The 16,103-nt window shown below is 51.2% G+C and carries 15 protein-coding genes; 13 read left to right on the top strand and 2 right to left on the bottom strand.

Features of this window, described 5'->3' with window-relative positions; translation table 11 throughout:
* Positions 1-37: 37 nt before the first annotated feature.
* Positions 38-442, bottom strand: a complete 405-nt coding sequence (locus AAHB90_RS25050) for a response regulator (protein WP_342087968.1) — start codon at positions 440-442, stop codon at positions 38-40.
* A 117-nt stretch (positions 443-559) separates the two neighbouring features.
* On the opposite strand from AAHB90_RS25050, the gene AAHB90_RS25045 reads away from it, so the two are divergent.
* The 3 genes from AAHB90_RS25045 (at position 560) to AAHB90_RS25035 (ending at position 2,203) form a co-directional block, all read left to right on the top strand.
* Positions 560-1,531 carry an MBL fold metallo-hydrolase gene (locus tag AAHB90_RS25045; protein WP_342087967.1) on the top strand — a complete coding sequence of 324 codons (972 nt, stop codon included), beginning with the start codon at positions 560-562 and terminating at the stop codon, positions 1,529-1,531.
* Between the two features lie 201 nt (positions 1,532-1,732).
* Positions 1,733-2,029 carry a hypothetical protein gene (locus tag AAHB90_RS25040; RefSeq protein WP_342087966.1) on the top strand — a complete coding sequence of 99 codons (297 nt, stop codon included), beginning with the start codon at positions 1,733-1,735 and terminating at the stop codon, positions 2,027-2,029.
* A gap of 3 nt (positions 2,030-2,032) precedes the next feature.
* Positions 2,033-2,203, top strand: coding sequence for a hypothetical protein (locus AAHB90_RS25035; protein ID WP_342087965.1), 171 nt, complete (start codon positions 2,033-2,035; stop codon positions 2,201-2,203).
* A 152-nt stretch (positions 2,204-2,355) separates the two neighbouring features.
* Here AAHB90_RS25035 and AAHB90_RS25030 read toward each other — a convergent pair whose 3' ends face one another.
* Positions 2,356-2,793, bottom strand: coding sequence for a hypothetical protein (locus AAHB90_RS25030; protein ID WP_342087964.1), 438 nt, complete (start codon positions 2,791-2,793; stop codon positions 2,356-2,358).
* 211 nt (positions 2,794-3,004) lie between these two features.
* Here AAHB90_RS25030 and AAHB90_RS25025 point away from each other — a divergent pair, with 211 nt between their 5' ends.
* The 10 genes from AAHB90_RS25025 to AAHB90_RS24980 all read left to right on the top strand — a co-directional run bounded on the left by AAHB90_RS25025 (position 3,005) and on the right by AAHB90_RS24980 (position 15,993).
* A complete protein-coding gene (locus AAHB90_RS25025; protein WP_342087963.1) occupies positions 3,005-3,607 on the top strand; it encodes a hypothetical protein in 603 nt (200 codons plus the stop codon).
* Positions 3,608-3,737: 130 nt separating this feature from the next.
* A complete protein-coding gene (locus tag AAHB90_RS25020; RefSeq protein WP_342087962.1) occupies positions 3,738-4,289 on the top strand; it encodes a dihydrofolate reductase family protein in 552 nt (183 codons plus the stop codon).
* A 109-nt stretch (positions 4,290-4,398) separates the two neighbouring features.
* Positions 4,399-4,773, top strand: a complete 375-nt coding sequence (locus tag AAHB90_RS25015) for a hypothetical protein (protein ID WP_342087961.1) — start codon at positions 4,399-4,401, stop codon at positions 4,771-4,773.
* A gap of 292 nt (positions 4,774-5,065) precedes the next feature.
* Positions 5,066-5,656, top strand: coding sequence for an RNA polymerase sigma factor (locus AAHB90_RS25010; RefSeq protein WP_342087960.1), 591 nt, complete (start codon positions 5,066-5,068; stop codon positions 5,654-5,656).
* A 299-nt stretch (positions 5,657-5,955) separates the two neighbouring features.
* The gene (locus tag AAHB90_RS25005) at positions 5,956-6,912 is read left to right on the top strand and encodes a FecR family protein (protein WP_342087959.1); all 957 of its coding nucleotides are present in this window, start codon (positions 5,956-5,958) and stop codon (positions 6,910-6,912) included.
* Positions 6,913-7,083: 171 nt separating this feature from the next.
* A complete protein-coding gene (locus tag AAHB90_RS25000; RefSeq protein WP_342087958.1) occupies positions 7,084-10,611 on the top strand; it encodes a SusC/RagA family TonB-linked outer membrane protein in 3,528 nt (1,175 codons plus the stop codon).
* Between the two features lie 2 nt (positions 10,612-10,613).
* On the top strand, positions 10,614-12,092 hold the full coding sequence (locus tag AAHB90_RS24995; RefSeq protein ID WP_342087957.1) for a RagB/SusD family nutrient uptake outer membrane protein: 1,479 nt from the start codon (positions 10,614-10,616) through the stop codon (positions 12,090-12,092).
* 85 nt (positions 12,093-12,177) lie between these two features.
* Positions 12,178-13,824 (top strand): amidohydrolase, encoded by a 1,647-nt coding sequence (locus AAHB90_RS24990; protein ID WP_342087956.1) that lies wholly within the window; start codon positions 12,178-12,180, stop codon positions 13,822-13,824.
* 93 nt (positions 13,825-13,917) lie between these two features.
* Positions 13,918-15,510 carry an amidohydrolase gene (locus AAHB90_RS24985; RefSeq protein ID WP_342088075.1) on the top strand — a complete coding sequence of 531 codons (1,593 nt, stop codon included), beginning with the start codon at positions 13,918-13,920 and terminating at the stop codon, positions 15,508-15,510.
* A gap of 228 nt (positions 15,511-15,738) precedes the next feature.
* A complete protein-coding gene (locus tag AAHB90_RS24980) occupies positions 15,739-15,993 on the top strand; it encodes a hypothetical protein (protein ID WP_342087955.1) in 255 nt (84 codons plus the stop codon).
* Positions 15,994-16,103: the final 110 nt, after the last annotated feature.

The raw sequence follows: 16,103 nt of genomic DNA, 5'->3' as shown, positions 1-16,103 counted from the left end.
GTGTGGTGTTTTAAAACCTCAAAAATGCATTCCGGCCCTATCCCAACTGGGCATTCAGGAAACAGGTATCGACAGTCCTGGCCAGCTTCATGAAATCTGCTTCATGTATCGGCTTTTCGAGAAATACATTGACGCCGCGCGCGTAGGCTTCGTGCACGAGCATGCGGTTTGAGGTCGTCGATAGCATTACAACCGGAATATGGCGGGAAGCATTGTTCAGTTTCAGGATGTCGAGCGTTTCCAGGCCGCTCAACCTGGGCATGTTCATATCCATGATGATCATCGCGGGGTCATCCGATACACGTTGATCGGCAATTAATTTGATGAGGTCCTCCCCCGAATCCAGCTCGATGATCTGTACATGGCTGATGACCTGTTCCACCGCAATGCGGATCAGCATGCGGTCGTCTTCATCGTCATCGGCAAGGTAAATGGTCTTCATTCGGTGCGATAATGGCTAATGAGATACTATAAGGATGGAAAGCAAATAAATCATGCCAGGATGAGCAGATGGCACAATTTTTACCGTCAGCTGGTCAAAAATCAAAAACGAACGAGGATGAAAACGGAAACTAATCAATCAGGATCTTTCTTTCAGATAACGGAGAGGGTTTGGGGAATTAAAGACGTGATGGTCAATGTGTACCTCATTGCCAATCCGGACAAATCGTGGGTGCTCGTCGACGCGGGGCTCAAGAGTACTTTTGCCAGGATCAAAACTGCGGCCGCGGAGATTTTCGGCGAGGGTATACCGCCCGTCGCGGTGGTCCTGACGCACGGACATTTTGATCATGTCGGTTCACTGGAAGCCATCATCCGTGAATGGAATGTGCCAGTCTATACCCATTTGCTGGAAATGCCCTATCTGACTGGCAGATCGGACTATCCGCCAGCGGATTCGAGTGTGGGGGGCGGGCTGCTGTCACTGGTTTCAGGGTTGTATCCTAATGACCCTGTCGACCTGATTGACGCCGTCAAATCGCTGCCGCTCGATGGCCACATACCTTTCCTGCCTGAATGGAGGTACATCCATACGCCCGGGCATGCCCCCGGACACATAAGCCTCTGGCGTGAGCAGGACCGGGTGCTCATCGCCGGTGATGCGTTCGTGACAACGAAACAGGAATCGGTTTTCAGCGTACTCACGCAGCGGAAAGTGATTTCCGGGCCGCCCAAATATTTCACATATGATTGGTACCAGGCCGATAAATCGGTTAATGCGCTTGCCGACCTATCACCTGAAATCGTCGCGACGGGTCATGGGAAGCCCATGGCAGGCCGGGAAATGCGTCAGCAACTGATGGATTTGGCCCTTAATTTCGCCGACCGGGCTGTTCCACGTTATGGCCGGTATGTTGCCGAGCCTGCGGTGACTAATCGCGATGGCATCGTGTCGCTACCGAAAACACCGGCCAGGCCTGGGGCGGTTTGGGCATTGGTCAGCAGCGTGGCGGTGATCGCATTGGGATGTGTGTATTTTTCGCGGCAGCGCTCACGGAGGGAGCTACTCTCACTCCCCAATTTTTCATAATGTTGTCAGCAATCCCTGAGTAATTGTATCTAACTAAGTAGTTGGATTTGAGTAGTATTTGTGACATGTATCCTGGGCGATCACTGGCAGTCCGGCTCGTGGTGCCGCGCGCCGCTTTCTGGAACAGTTTTTACGCAAACGCGCATTTTTTAACGATGTCGCAAAGCGAATGATGGAACGAGCACTACAAAATTCAGGATTATGAGTGATGCGAGGAACATGGTGAAATGTATTGCCAGGATCTGGCGGATGTACAAAAGGCAGGAATCGCTCTTCAGATCTGCGATGGCACTCGACCTGCCCAGCAGATTGAGAAGGATTTGCAGCAACGGCTATATGATGTCGCTGTTGTTCAAGAAAGATGTAGGGAGTATATATGAATCAGTTAAAAGCGTTCTCGATGACGGTGAGCTGTCGAGCATTACCCGCAGCGCCGACGAGCCAGGTGACCAGACTCCGGACCCGCATGGGTTACTATCCCAGATCAGCTCGCATTAGCAGATGATGCTGCAAGAATACCAGGCACTCTTGCCACATCTTGATCACGACAGCGACGCCGCGCGTGCATGCAGCGAGCATATCGAAAAGCTTTTGAACCTGAAAAGCTCGCTCATGAAAGAAGCCGGTAGCCTTCCCGATGAGCGCGAGAAAGATTTCTCATACGTGGCTTGAAACCCAAAACGTTTGAAACCGTATGGATGCATTCCGCAATCACTCAAATTGAGATTACATTCGTTTATGATAGCCTGTGAATTTGCGTTGAGAGGATCAGCGCTCATTCACAGGCTATTTTAATATAAGGAAAATCCGATCGGTTGTGCTACCTACCGCAGGCTCTTGATCGCCAGGGCTGCCGCCAATCCACCCAGCAGATACCAGGTGATGGTAAGAAGCTTGGTTTCGCCGGTTCTGGCAACCGTGCTTTCGTTCAGGCCCAGCGGCTTGGCCAGACCTATAGCCCCTAGGCCGGCCATAAGGCCATAACCCGCACCGCGGAGCAGGATGGTATCATCGTCACCTTTACCGATCATGGCATAATAACCCGCATTACTGGCGAGGTCGGCTACGAACGTGGAGGCGGTCAGGACTTCGCCGGTAGGGGCTTCCACACCGACGGCTTCGGCGGTTTTGGTAACGGCCTCCTCACCGAGCAGGTCAATACGCGGCGCTTTATCCGAAACGCGTTTGGCAACTTCGTGGACCAGGTTAAGCACGACCGCCCCGGTAATTCCGCCGAGAATGTTTCTGATCTCTGGTTTCATAAATGTTTGTTGTTTGAATAACGAACTGGATGCGCAATCCTGGGATTGCTTTTTAACGAGTTGCTACCCTGAAAAAACCGAACCAGCTGATCAGCGGGTTATTAGTTGATATTTTTCTACAAATGCAACCTGCGGCCCAGGGTTTGGCGGGCAAAGGTATGTGGCATGTTTATTTCCTCCGAAGAGCGGATTTCACAAAAACGCTATTGAAATGGAGGATAAAAACTACACAGGCGTGGTGCCCGCACAGGTACGCGGCGATGCGGTAACAGCCCAGGGCAGCCGCAGATTCGACAATGCTGCCGAGGCGATGGCTTTTTTTAGCCGGGCTGAAAACAGGTTGCTGGACGTCAACCATTGGCATGAGCTGGCCGGCGAAGTACTTGCCTACTTTACGCTCACGAATAGTAAGGGAGAGTCCCTAGCAGGGCAGGCAAGGGAAGGTTTGTTGCTAAAAATAGACATCCCTGGCCCGGGTTCTGAGGAGGGCTTCGATTGGGTGGTGATCGAGGAGTTGAAAAGGGTCGAATCGGTCGATTTGCAGAGTACCGCGCTGCGCGTTCGTCCGGTGCCCGCGCCGGGTTCGGGGGATGATGAACCCACCCATTTTTATGATGATAAATCCACCAGCACTTTCACGGTCACCCGGGAGGGTAATATCGTTACCGTGGCTGTTTACGACCGCAACATCGCACCCAACACGGAGTCGGATTCGCTGATCGCCAAAGTCAGGAACGCCATTACAGGTCTGGTAGGCGCCAAGGCGTTTTCGAAAATACAATGGCAGTCGCTGGTGGACGGCCTTTTGAACTAATGGTTGCCCAGGATAGTGTTATTGTAGGTCAAATTCCCCCTTTATTTGTCCTGAATAACCTCACGATCTCATAGGGCATCTATCTAATTTAGCACCGGTTCCAAATGGGTTCAATTAGATACAAATAATTATGAGAAAAATACTTGCTGCCATCAATATGACGATTGATGGCATTTGCGACCACACGAAAGGTGTTGCAGACGAGCAGATACATCAACATTACGAAGAGCTGATACGCAGCGGTGACACCATTCTGTACGGGAGGACGACCTTTGAGCTCATGAAGTTCTGGAAAACCCTGGTAGAGAACCCGACGGGCGATAATACGATGGACGATTTCGCAGTAGCGATGGAAAACATTACAAAGGTTGTTTTTTCCAGGACTTTGACCGACCCGGAATGGAAAAGCGCAACGATTGCCAGGCGGGAACTTAAAGAAGAGGTGCTGCACCTGAGGCAACAACCGGGTGGGACCATTCTGGTCGGCAGCCGGAGCATTATCGTTGCTTTGCTGAATTTTGGTTTAATTGACGAATTCCAGCTTACGATTCATCCTATGATAGCCGGACAGGGGTTGTCCATGTTTGAAAACGTCAATGAGATTAAAACGCTAAAACTTTTAAAGACAAAAACATTTGGCTGCGGTGCTGTAACGCTCTATTATGAGCCGTCAAAAATATAGCCTGGTCTGCAAGGTCAGGGGAGTTGTCTGAGTTAGGTTACAAACCCAATTTTTATTTTTAATTTCCGGCTAAGTATCTGATCATTCAAACTCAAACATCCAAATGAACATGAAAACAAGACGCTACGTTTTTCTGATGGTTATTGCAATTGGTGTGTTCTCGATGGCAGCGCGAAAAGCATTCACGGCCGGTGATCTGGTGGGTACCTGGAAATATCTGATCAGTGACGTTCCGCCTGAATATGAATCGGGACTTTTGGTTTTCGAACAAAAGGATGATAAGACGGTCGGATATGTGGAGGCCGCAGAAAAGAATGAGATGCAGGGGTTAACCGTCGATCAGGACAAAGTCACTTTCACGACAGAAAACCAGAACGGCGTATTCAAATATAGTTTTGTGCAAAAAGGCGACACGCTCACCGGAATGATAGGGTCGCAGTACGGGGACTTTCCCATTAAGGCAGTCAGACAGGCCAAGAAATGACTCTCAACGCCTGAGATTGCCGCCATACTATCTGACATCAGTATGATTAGCCTGTTGATACTCCAAGACCTGGTCCCCGGACCGGGTCTTTTTATTCCGGACCAGATCCAGCGTGAGATCCTTTGGTATATATAGATTATTTCACCTATTTTATAAAAACCATAATTATACTAATCTATTTCAACTAAATTCGAAATTAATGATCTGTAAATTTATTAAATCTTGAAATTTTCATGAATATGTGGCTAAATTAGGGAGACGATATTTGGTAGGATAAAAGATTTACTCAAAGATGGACACGCTCGATGAAACTGTTCTGCTGCAAGACATTGCTTTGGGAGACAGCAAGGCTTTCGATGAGGTATACCGGCACTACCATGGTGAAATAAGTCGCTACGTTCTCAAATTTGTTAAATCCACTGAGCAGACCGAGGACCTTTGCCAGGAGATATTTTTGAAAGTGTGGGAGAGACGCGAAACTTTGCCCAACCTGCAATCATTCCGGGCCTATCTTTTCACAGTATCGAAAAACCGCGTACTTGACTTTCTTCGCCGCGCTGCCACCGAGCGTTCGGTGCGTGAGGAGATCATTCGCGCATCCCTTCAACATGCTAATGATGTCGAGGAATCTCTGCAATCCGAAGAATACCGGCATTATATGCAAAAAGTACTACTCGAACTTTCCCCGCGCGACCGGGAAGTTTTTCGCCTCTGCCGCGAAATGGAGCATTCCTACGAGGAAGCAGCCGAAGTCCTGGGTATTTCCCGCAATGCCATTAAAAAACACATGGTAAAAGCGATCAAATTCATCAAATATTCTGCACACAAGAGCTTCGGATTGTCATTTAACTCACTGGTTATCTATGTGATGTTGGTTTGGTGATCGTTGTGCAGGTGTAGTCAGGGATTTGTCAAGTATGTCAGGTATTGTTATTTGTAGTCACGTATGGTCAGGTATGGACATATGTGGTCAGGTTATTATTGTCAGGTATGGTCATTTGTAGTTAGGTTTGGAATTTGTTGTCGGAGATTGTTTTTCGTACACACTCCCGACTACCCCTGTCAACCCCTAACAACCCATGCCCATACTCGACTACCCTTGACGACAAATGACAAAAAATTTTTAACAAGGAGGTACCCTAAAACCCGCCTCGCCCGTCTTCATCATAAATAGCCGGAGAAATGGAAGAAAAGAGATTCCTGGAAGAACTCGTCAAACGTTACGTTGCCAATTCGTTGAGCAGGGAAGAGTTGGATATTTTCTTTCGTTTGATGGCCGAAGGTAAGCTGAATGACGCACTGGCCTCAGAGCTCGACAAGGAAAGCAGAGCAGAAGCAGGGATTGTGAAACCATTGCAGACCAGGTCGTGGACGCCTGTTTTCCGGACATTGCGGATCGCGGCTTCTGTGCTGCTGGTACTTGGACTGTCGTTCTTTATGTGGAAACAGGATCCTTTCCGGCTATTTGGAAACACGGTTTCTGTCGTCACGGTGAAGGGTGAAAGAAAGGAAGTGAAACTGCCGGATGGTTCGACGGTATGGCTCAACGAATCGAGCAGAATGGAGTATCCGGCCCGTTTCGAGGGTAAAACGCGGAAAGTGACGCTGGTCGACGGCGAGGCATATTTCGATATCAAAAGGGATGAATTGAAACCCTTCTTTGTAGAAGCGTCCGGCACAACGACGCGGGTGCTGGGCACCGCATTTAATATCAGGTCATACCATTTTCTGAAAAGTATATTGGTTACCGTTACTCGTGGGAAGGTCGAAGTACAGAAGGCGGAAGGTCCCGGCGGGCCCGACAAAAAGATACTTTTGCCCAATGAACAGGTGTACTACGACATGAAGACCCGTGAGATCAGAAAGGTAAATGTGAATAGCGCCAATGCCGTGGCATGGAAGGAGGGCAGGCTGCTGTTCGACAATGAGAGCTTCGCTAATGTAATTGCTATTCTTGAAAACAAATTCGATGTAAAGATCCGGGCAGAGGAATCGATACGCCAATACCATATGTCTGCCGAATTTGCTTCAACCGACTCCCTCCCTCGCATACTCGACCTGCTATCGCTGGCCAACAACCTGGAATACCGCTTTGAAAACAACCAGATAACCCTTACCACCAAAAGAAGCCCCATTTGAACCCGGAGCCTATGTAATGAACGACAGCCTTTTAACGCAAAAAATCCGGCAAGCCGAAGCCCGCCGGAAGAATGATAGTGAAAATCAGAACGTAACGCCAATCACTGACTGATCTTGCTATCCGGAAGCTGGAATTAATGTTTCACGATTAACCCCAACTCATTCAAAGGTATGAAAAATTGTACCAGAAGTTTACTGTCCATACACAAATGGACACGCCTGACCGCGTTTTTCCTGCTTTTCGTGCTACTGCTGACAATACCTTCCGCCCAAGCGGGAAGTGAGGTTAAACAGAGCCTTCAGGAAGTGACGATCGACCTTACGCTTCACGACAGGAGCCTGAAAGAGGCATTCAACCTGATCAAGAAAAAGACCGGCTTTAAATTTGTATATAATGAAGAACTCGTGGCGCCCTACCGGGTCAATATCGACGTAAACCGTAAGCCCGTAGACCAGGTGCTCGACGAACTGCTGGGCCCGACACGGCTGGATTACCGCGAGCAAAGGGGTACAGTGGTCATCGTTGAAAAAGAGTCCAGAACAACCGGGCAGATCCAGAAAACAGAAATCCTGCTCGCATCGCTGGTCCGTCCGGCCGACCGCGAAATATCCGGTGTGGTGACAGATAACGAAAATGGCGAGGCATTGCCGGGTGTTGCCGTGCTCGTAAAGGGTACTTCAACCGGTACCATCACCGATATGAATGGTAAATACATCATCAAAGTATCCGACTCGGGTGCCCCTGTTCTTGTGTTCTCGTACGTAGGCTACGTGGCGCAGGAGGTGGCTGTTGGCGGGCAGTCGGCGATCAGCATTAAGCTGGCAAGCAGTACCAAGCAGCTCAGTGAACTGATGGTGGTAGGTTATGGCACGCAATCCAAGGAGGAATTTACGGGTTCTGCGGCGCGGGTTTCGGGAGATAAATTGAAAGATATGCCGGTACAAAGTTTCGATCAGGGGTTGGCCGGTCGCGCTACTGGCGTGAGCATCGGTCAGCCGAACGGCGTGCTGAACAACCCTCCCGTGATCCGTATCAGGGGTGTCAACTCGATCTCGCTCAGCTCGTTCCCATTGGTAGTGGTGGATGGCATTCCAATTAACACCGGGGATGTTGCTGCCAATACCACGGTGGCCAACAACCCGCTGGGCGACATTAACCCGGCTGATATCGAATCGATTGACGTGCTGAAAGATGCCGCATCGACTTCCATTTACGGTTCGCGCGCAGCAGCGGGCGTGCTCCTGATCACCACCAAAAGCGGTAAAACTGGCAAGGCGAAGGTGACCTACGAAGGCTGGACAGGTATGACCAAAGCGACCCGTCTTCCAAAAATGCTGGACGCGCAGCAATTTATGGATATTAAAAATGAGGGTGTGATGAATGCCAAGATTCTGGGCGGCAATGCGAACAACGATGCCGTAGCGTCGGCGCTTTTCTTTCCTATTATACAGGAAGACGGCTCTATTGTGAATACCAACTGGTACGACAAAGTGTATCAGACCGGCGTTTCCCAAAACCACAGCATCAGTGTTTCCGGGGGTTCGGAATCGACGAAATATTACTTTTCCACTAATTACAGCAACCAGAAAGGGATTCTGAAAACCAACCAGTTTACCCGCAAAGCAGCCCGTTTCAATATCGATCACAAGCTGAACCAGTGGCTGTCGTTTTCCGGAAATATCAACTACAATACCAGCCTGAATGCATCGCCCAACACGGGTTCGCTCAGCGGTAATGCTTTCGGGTTGGTGGGATCTGCGCGGCTGGCCTGGCTTTCGGCACCGAATGTGTACGCGGTGAACCCCGATGGCTCTTACAACCTGAGCTCCTCCAACACGCTGGGAATGGGCAACAATAAAGTGGCGAGCAATTTTTACAACCCCGTACCATTGCTGGACCTGAATAAGTACACCTCCGAAAACGACCGTATTATCGCCAACTTCGGGACAACTGTAAAGTTGTTCAAAGGTCTGCAATACAAAATGAGCTACGCGATGGACCGGCTGAAAGTCGAGAATGTAAGTTTCAACAGTCCCGTTCACGGTCCGGGAAACTCTTCCAACGGCAGCGCCACCAACAGCAGCAGGCTGATCAGCAACTGGAACTGGACAAACACATTGAACTACCAGACTACGATCGCAACCAAACATAACATTTCGTTGCTTGCTGGTTATGACGTTCAAAAGTTTGGAACATCAGGCTGGGGAGCGACCCGTACGCAGCTCTCGGATCCCTTTTTTGACGAGTTTCAGGGAAGTTACGGTCAAATCTCGCCGACCGCGAATGTGCTGACAGAAAGTGCATTAGTCTCTGTATTTTCCCGGTTTACCTATGATTTTGGCAAAAAATACTTTTTCACCCTCAACTACCGCCGCGACGGCAACTCAGCACTCGGCAGCGGGAAGAAGTACGGAAATTTCGGTGGGGTGTCAGGCGGATGGAGCATTTCCGAGGAAGAATTTTATAAGAATTCAAAACTGGCCGATATTATGAGCAGCGTGAAGCTGCGCGCAAGCTGGGGACGCGTGGGCAACTCGGGCGTGAGCGCATACGGTTCGCTCGCACTGTATGAATCGAATCTCTATGCAGCCGTGCCGACCTGGAATTTCAGCCAGGGGGGCAACCCCGATCTGGGCTGGGAAACGAGCAATCAGACGAACGTAGGCGCCGACGTGAGCTTCCTGAACGATCGCATTACCCTTGAAGCTACTTACTATGCCAATAGCGTTAATGGCTTGATCCTCAATGTGCCGCAGTCTCCTTCGAAGGGAATCCCGGGCGGCGCGATATTTATGAACATCGGATCGATGTACAACCACGGCATCGAGCTTGGCGTGAATGCGAACATTATCCGCAGAGGAAAGCTGAGCTGGAATGCAAGTCTGAACTTCACGCATAATAAAAACAAGGTCACCGAACTTTATGGGCAGGGAACCGAGCTGGTGGGTACCACATCCACGGCAGCGGAGGCGACCAACATTACCCGCGTTGGCTACTCGGTAGGGAGCTTGTATGGGGCCAAAACGGATGGTGTGAATCCCGAAAATGGCCAGCGCATCTTCATCAACAAGGCGGGCGAACGTGTGCAGTACAGCCACGTGGTGCCTGCGGGAGGCAGCCGCTGGACGTATCTGGACGGCTCTCCCGCACCTGCCATCGCGGTGGGGGATTACTATTTACTCGGCAATGCCCTGCCGACCTATTATGGTGGTTTTATCAATAATGTTAAATACGGCCAATGGGACCTGGGCGTAAACTTCACCTACTCGGGAGGGAACCTGGTCATGAATGGTACAAAGGCTACCTGGCGCGACCAGCGCTTCTGGAACAACACGACCGAAGTGCTCGATCGCTGGACCACGCCGGGGCAGGTAACCGACATTCCACGCGTCGTCTATGGCGATCTGCTTTCGAACGGCTCGTCGTGGCCGATATCGGAGAATGCCGAGAAAGGCGATTTTCTGCGGTTACAGTCGGTTTCGCTGGGTTATCGGGTTCCGGGCCCGATCCTGAGCAAGCTGGGGCTGAGCTCGGTGCGGCTGTATGCGCAGGTTTTCAATGCGTTTATCCTGACCAAATACACCGGTACCGATCCCGAGATTTCGGTCAATGGAAATTCCAATACGACGCCCGGGGTTGAGAAAAACTCCATTCCGCAAGGCCGCACATTCACATTTGGTTTAAACCTGGGTTTCTGATCATGAAAAATATTCTCAAAAACACTCCTATGAAGCCTGTGAATACCCTGCTGTTCCGGCTGGCCTGCTTGGCATTGCCTATGACGGCCCTGATGACCTCGTGCGATGAAAAGGAGCTGCTCAATCCGGTCCCGAACATCGCCTTGCAGGATGCCTACATTTTCGACACGCCGGCCCGCGTACTGGGGCAGGTGAATGGTTTGTACGGTGCAATGAAAGACCCTAACCTTTACGGCGGCCGTTACCTGATGCTGGCAGATATCCGCGGCGAGGAGTTTATCAACCGTACGCAGAATGTCTTTACCGGCTACGATGCTTGGAGCCACACCGTGACCTCCGGCTCCAACGACGCCTCTTCGGCCTGGGGAACTTCCTATACTGCCATTAATTCGGCGAACCTGCTGATCGATGGCCTGCCGAAGCATCCCGACGTCGTGGATGCAGCCACGGCAGCGCAGTATGTCGCGGAGGCGAAATTTGTCCGGGCATTCTGTTATTTCGGGCTGATTATCCGCTATGCACAGCCTTACGTGAAGGATAAAGGCGCCTCGCCGGGCATTCCTTTGCGCTTGCAGGGCGAGAGTACGCCGGCCAACAACGACCTTGCACGCAGCACGGTGGCGGAAGTGTATGCGCAAATCCTGAAAGACCTCGACGATGCAGAGGCCGGGTTGCCTGCCAGCTATTCAACTGCTTTGCTGAACACGACCCGCGCTCATAAGAATACGGCTATTGCCATGAAAACCAGGGTGTACCTGACGATGGGCGATTATGCCAAAACGGTTGCCGAAGCGAAGAAGATCGTCTCGGATGCGATGCCGTTCAGCGCTCCATCTGGCGTGAAACACCAGCTGCAACCCAACATTACCACCGTGTTTTTTACGGATTATACCACCGCCGAATCGATCTTCTCGATGCCGATGACCCCCCTGAACCTGGTAAGTGGCCAGAATTCTTTGGCCTATGAGTATAATCTCAATCTGGAATATAACCTGAACCCGACGGGGATCCTCGGAGAGCCCACCTGGCCGGCTACCGACGTCCGGAAAACTGCATTTACGAGAGTAGCGGGTGGGCTTACGTATTTGAAAAAATACAATCAGACCAACCCGACCACCGACTACGTGCCGCTGCTCCGCTATTCCGAAGTGCTGCTGAACTATGCCGAAGCCCTTGCCAAGACTGGTGATCTGGCCAAATCGGTGGACCTGCTGAAAGCCGTGCGGCTCCGCTCGGATGCTACTTACGCTTTCCCGGCGGCTGACATTGCCACGGCGGAGGCATTGGTAAAAACGATCTGGACCGAACGGCGCATCGAGTTCCTGGGAGAAGGCCTGCGCTCAAACGATCTTCTGCGTAACCTGCTCACGATCCCGGCCAAAGGCAGCGGCGGGCTTTCGGCGCCGGCCATTTCACCCTCGCAGCCCGAATACATCTTCCCGATCCCGAATGCGGAATTGTCAACTAATAAACTGATCTAGTACCGGGCTTCGACTGCGCTCAGCCTGACACAAGCACTGTCAGGCTGAGCGCAGTCGAAGCCCCGGTACTCTAACCGAAAATCCTATGAATAAATCTGCAAAAATACTCAGCTACCTCGCAGCCATCATGCTGCTCCCCAGCCTCGCAGGCGCGCAGGTAAAACTCACTCCCGCCAAAATCGACGCCCTTAAAACCGAACTGGCCAAGGACATTGACGGTCAGAAGAAATTCACCCAGGAAATGGTGGACATGATATTCAGCTTCGGAGAACTGGGTTTTCAGGAAGTCGAGACTTCGAAATACCTGACGGATATTCTCAAAAAGAACGGATTCACTGTCGAACAGGGTATTTCGGGTATTCCTACTGCCTGGACGGCTAAATGGGGTTCGGGCAAGCCGGTAATCGCGGTGGGGAGTGATATAGATTGTATTCCAAAAGCTTCGCAGAAGCCGGGCGTAGCTTATCACGACCCTATCATCGAAGGTGCACCGGGACATGGCGAAGGCCACAATTCCGGTCAGCCGTTGAATGTGACAGCCGTATTGGCATTGAAAAAGATCATGGAACGCGAAAAGATACCGGGTACCATTATGCTCTGGCCGGGTGTAGCCGAGGAGCAGCTCGCTACTAAGGCCTATTTCGTCCGTGACGGCTATTTTAAAGACGTGGATGCCTGCATTTTCACACATGTTAGCAGCAACCTGGGCACTTCCTATGGTGACACCGGAGGCAATGGCATGATCTCGGTCCGCTTCGATTTCGAAGGGCAGGCCTCCCACGCAGGCGGGGCACCTTGGCGCGGGAAGAGCGCATTGGATGCCGTGGAGCTGATGAATATCGGCTGGAATTACCACCGGGAGCACATGGAAACGACCCAGCGCTCGCACTATGTGATCACCGATGGTGGCGATCAGCCCAATGTGGTGCCTTCCAAGGCTTCGGTTTGGTATTATTTCCGCGAGCGCAGCTATCCGAAGATCACGCAGATGTATAAAGACGGAATCCGCATTGCAGAAGCCGCCGCCAAAATGACCGAAACCAAAATGACCTACGAAGTGCTGGGCAGCGCGTGGCCGGGACATATGAATCAGCCCATTGCCGAGACGATGTACGAAAATATCAAGAGCGTTGGCCTGCCGCAATGGAGCGAGGAAGATCAGAAGCTAGCCCGCGCATTGCAGAAAGAGGTTGATAGTCCTGCCATAGGTTTCGGAGGCGAGCGTGCCAACGACGGTTTGAGCACTTCATTAAGCCAATTGAGAAAACCGATGGCGACGGCGTCGGCAGGCGGGGGAGGGTCGGATGATATTGCCGATATTTCCTGGAATTTGCCGACAATTGTCCTGGGTTATCCTGCCAATATTCCGGGATTACCAGGTCATCATTGGGCCAACGCCATTGCCATGGCGACACCCATCGCGCACAAAGGCGTGACCGCGGGTGCGAAAGCGGAGGCGATGACGTTGCTGGACCTGTTTGTAAAACCCGAGATCCTGACCAATGCCTGGAAGTATTTCAACGAAGTGCAGACCAAGGACACCAAGTACACGGCCCTTATTTCTAAAACCGATAAGCCGGCTGTCCATCTCAATAAGAAGATCATGGAGGAGTTCCGGCCGGAGATGAAAAAATATTATTATGACCCTGCCAAATATCCGACCTATCTCGAACAGTTAGGGATTAAATACCCCACGGTCAGAGAGGAAAAAAGTTCAGGTACAGGGAAATAGGTTTTCACTTAAATGCTTCCAGACATGCTTTTACAAACAGATGGTTGGTTCCGGAGAATGAGGCATTGGGGAATGGGTTGCGCAGCAAGTGCAATGCTGGCTTTACCGGCGGACTCGTTGGCGCAGGTAAAAATGAACCCCGCTAAAATCGATGCGCTGAAAACGGAAATGGCCAAAGAGATCGACAGCCAGAAGAAGTTTACCCAGGAAATGGTCGACATGGTATTCAGCTTTGGCGAGTTGGGTTTCCAGGAGGTCGAAACTTCAAAGTACCTGACCGATATTTTAAAGAAAAATGGCTTTACCATCGAGCAGGGCATTGCCGGTATTCCTACCGCCTGGACGGCCAAATGGGGCTCGGGAAAGCCGGTAATTGCCGTAGGTAGTGATATTGACTGTATTCCAAAAGCGTCCCAAAAACCGGGCGTAGCTTACCATGATCCCATTATTGAAGGTGCACCTGGTCATGGGGAAGGGCATAATTCGGGTCAGCCGCTTAACATCACCGCGGTGCTTGCATTGAAAAAGATCATGGAACGTGAAAAAATACCTGGCACCATTATGCTTTGGCCGGGTGTGGCCGAGGAGCAGTTGGGCACCAAGGCCTACTATGTCCGCGATGGTTTTTTCAAAGGTGTCGATGCCTGTATTTTCACACATGTGGCTAACAACCTGTCGGTTTCGTATGGCGACGGCGGCAATAACGGAATGGTATCGGTGCAGTTCAACTTCGAAGGACAGGCCTCTCACGCGGGTGCTGCCCCCTGGAGAGGGAAGAGCGCGCTCGATGCAGTGGAGCTCATGAATATCGGCTGGAACTTCCACCGCGAGCACATGGAAACCACTCAGCGTTCGCATTACGTAATTAAAGACGGCGGCGACCAGCCTAACGTGGTGCCTTCCAAGGCGTCGGTGTGGTATTATTTCCGCGAGCGGACTTACCCTAAGATCACCCAGATGCTTAAAGACGGTATCCGCATCGCCGAGGGCGCGGCGCAGATGACTGAAACCAAAATGACCTACGAAGTGCTGGGCAGCGCCTGGCCGGGTCATTTCAACCAGGCCATTGCCGAGACGATGTATGAGAATATCAAGCGGGTGGGTTTGCCCAAATGGTCGGAGGAAGACCAGGTTCTGGCCAGAGCTGCACAGAAGGAAATGCAAAATCCCGAAGGCGGCGCACTTGAAACCAACGGACTGGCTACGACATTAAGCCAGCTATCCAAACCTTCGGCTACGCCTAATACCGGTGGTGGTGGCTCCGACGACATTGCCGACATTTCCTGGAATTTGCCCACTGTTGTACTGCGTTATCCGGCCAACATTCCCGGCCTTCCGGGCCACCACTGGGCGAATGCGATCGCTATGGCTACGCCCATTGCCCACAAAGGAGTTACCGCCGGCGCGAAAGTGGAGGCCATGACGTTGCTCGACCTGCTCGTAAAACCCGAAGTGCTGCGGTATGCCTGGGATTATTTCAACAATGTCCAGACCAAAGACGTCAAATACAAAGCCCTGATTTCAGCCACCGACAAGCCGGCCATTCATCTGAACGAAAAGATCATGTCAGAATTCCGGCCGGAAATGAAGAAATACTATTACGACCCGACCAAATATGCAACGTATCTCGAACAGCTTGGGATTAAGTATCCAACGGTGCGGGACGGCGGTAGTGCGGGCAAATAACGGGTTTGTTTTAGTCAGGAATGGTGAAGTATTGTAAAGAGTAGTCGGGCATTGTCAGGTGCAGTCAGGTGCAGTCAGGTGTGGTCAAGTATTTGTCAAGTGTAGTCAGGCATTGTCAAGAATAGTCAAGACTAGTGAGGCATTGTCAGGAGTAGTGTTTTGGTCAAGTATTTGTCAGGTATCGGCAGAGATGGCCAAGGAGGCGCAGATTTAGTCGGACGTTGTCAAATGTCATCAAGATCGTCGGGAATTGTTTACATACCGCCTGAGGCGATAAGCATTGAGGGGCCAGGCCAGCCACGGAGTGGCTCCCTGTTTGTAGCAAAAAAGATCCGCGTCGAATCGTCGGACTCCGTCAGGAGTCGCCTCGCAACCGGCAGCGCAGAATCAGGAGGCACCTACGGAGCCAGCGATTCCCGATTCAATGCATTGCTAAAAACAGAAAGCTCCTCCGGAGCTGCGTCTAAATTGACCAGACTATAAGAGAAGGCTCCTCGCGAGCAGACAATACTTGACCACATCTGACTACTCTTGACTATATCTGACAGTACTTAACCAGCCCTGACAACACCTGACCAAACCTGACAACACCT

It is taken from the genome of Dyadobacter sp. OTU695 (assembly GCF_038440355.1).
Taxonomy (GTDB): domain Bacteria; phylum Bacteroidota; class Bacteroidia; order Cytophagales; family Spirosomataceae; genus Dyadobacter.
The sequence above is the reverse complement of the archived record's forward strand: the minus strand, read 5'-3'. Positions and strand labels throughout refer to the sequence as shown.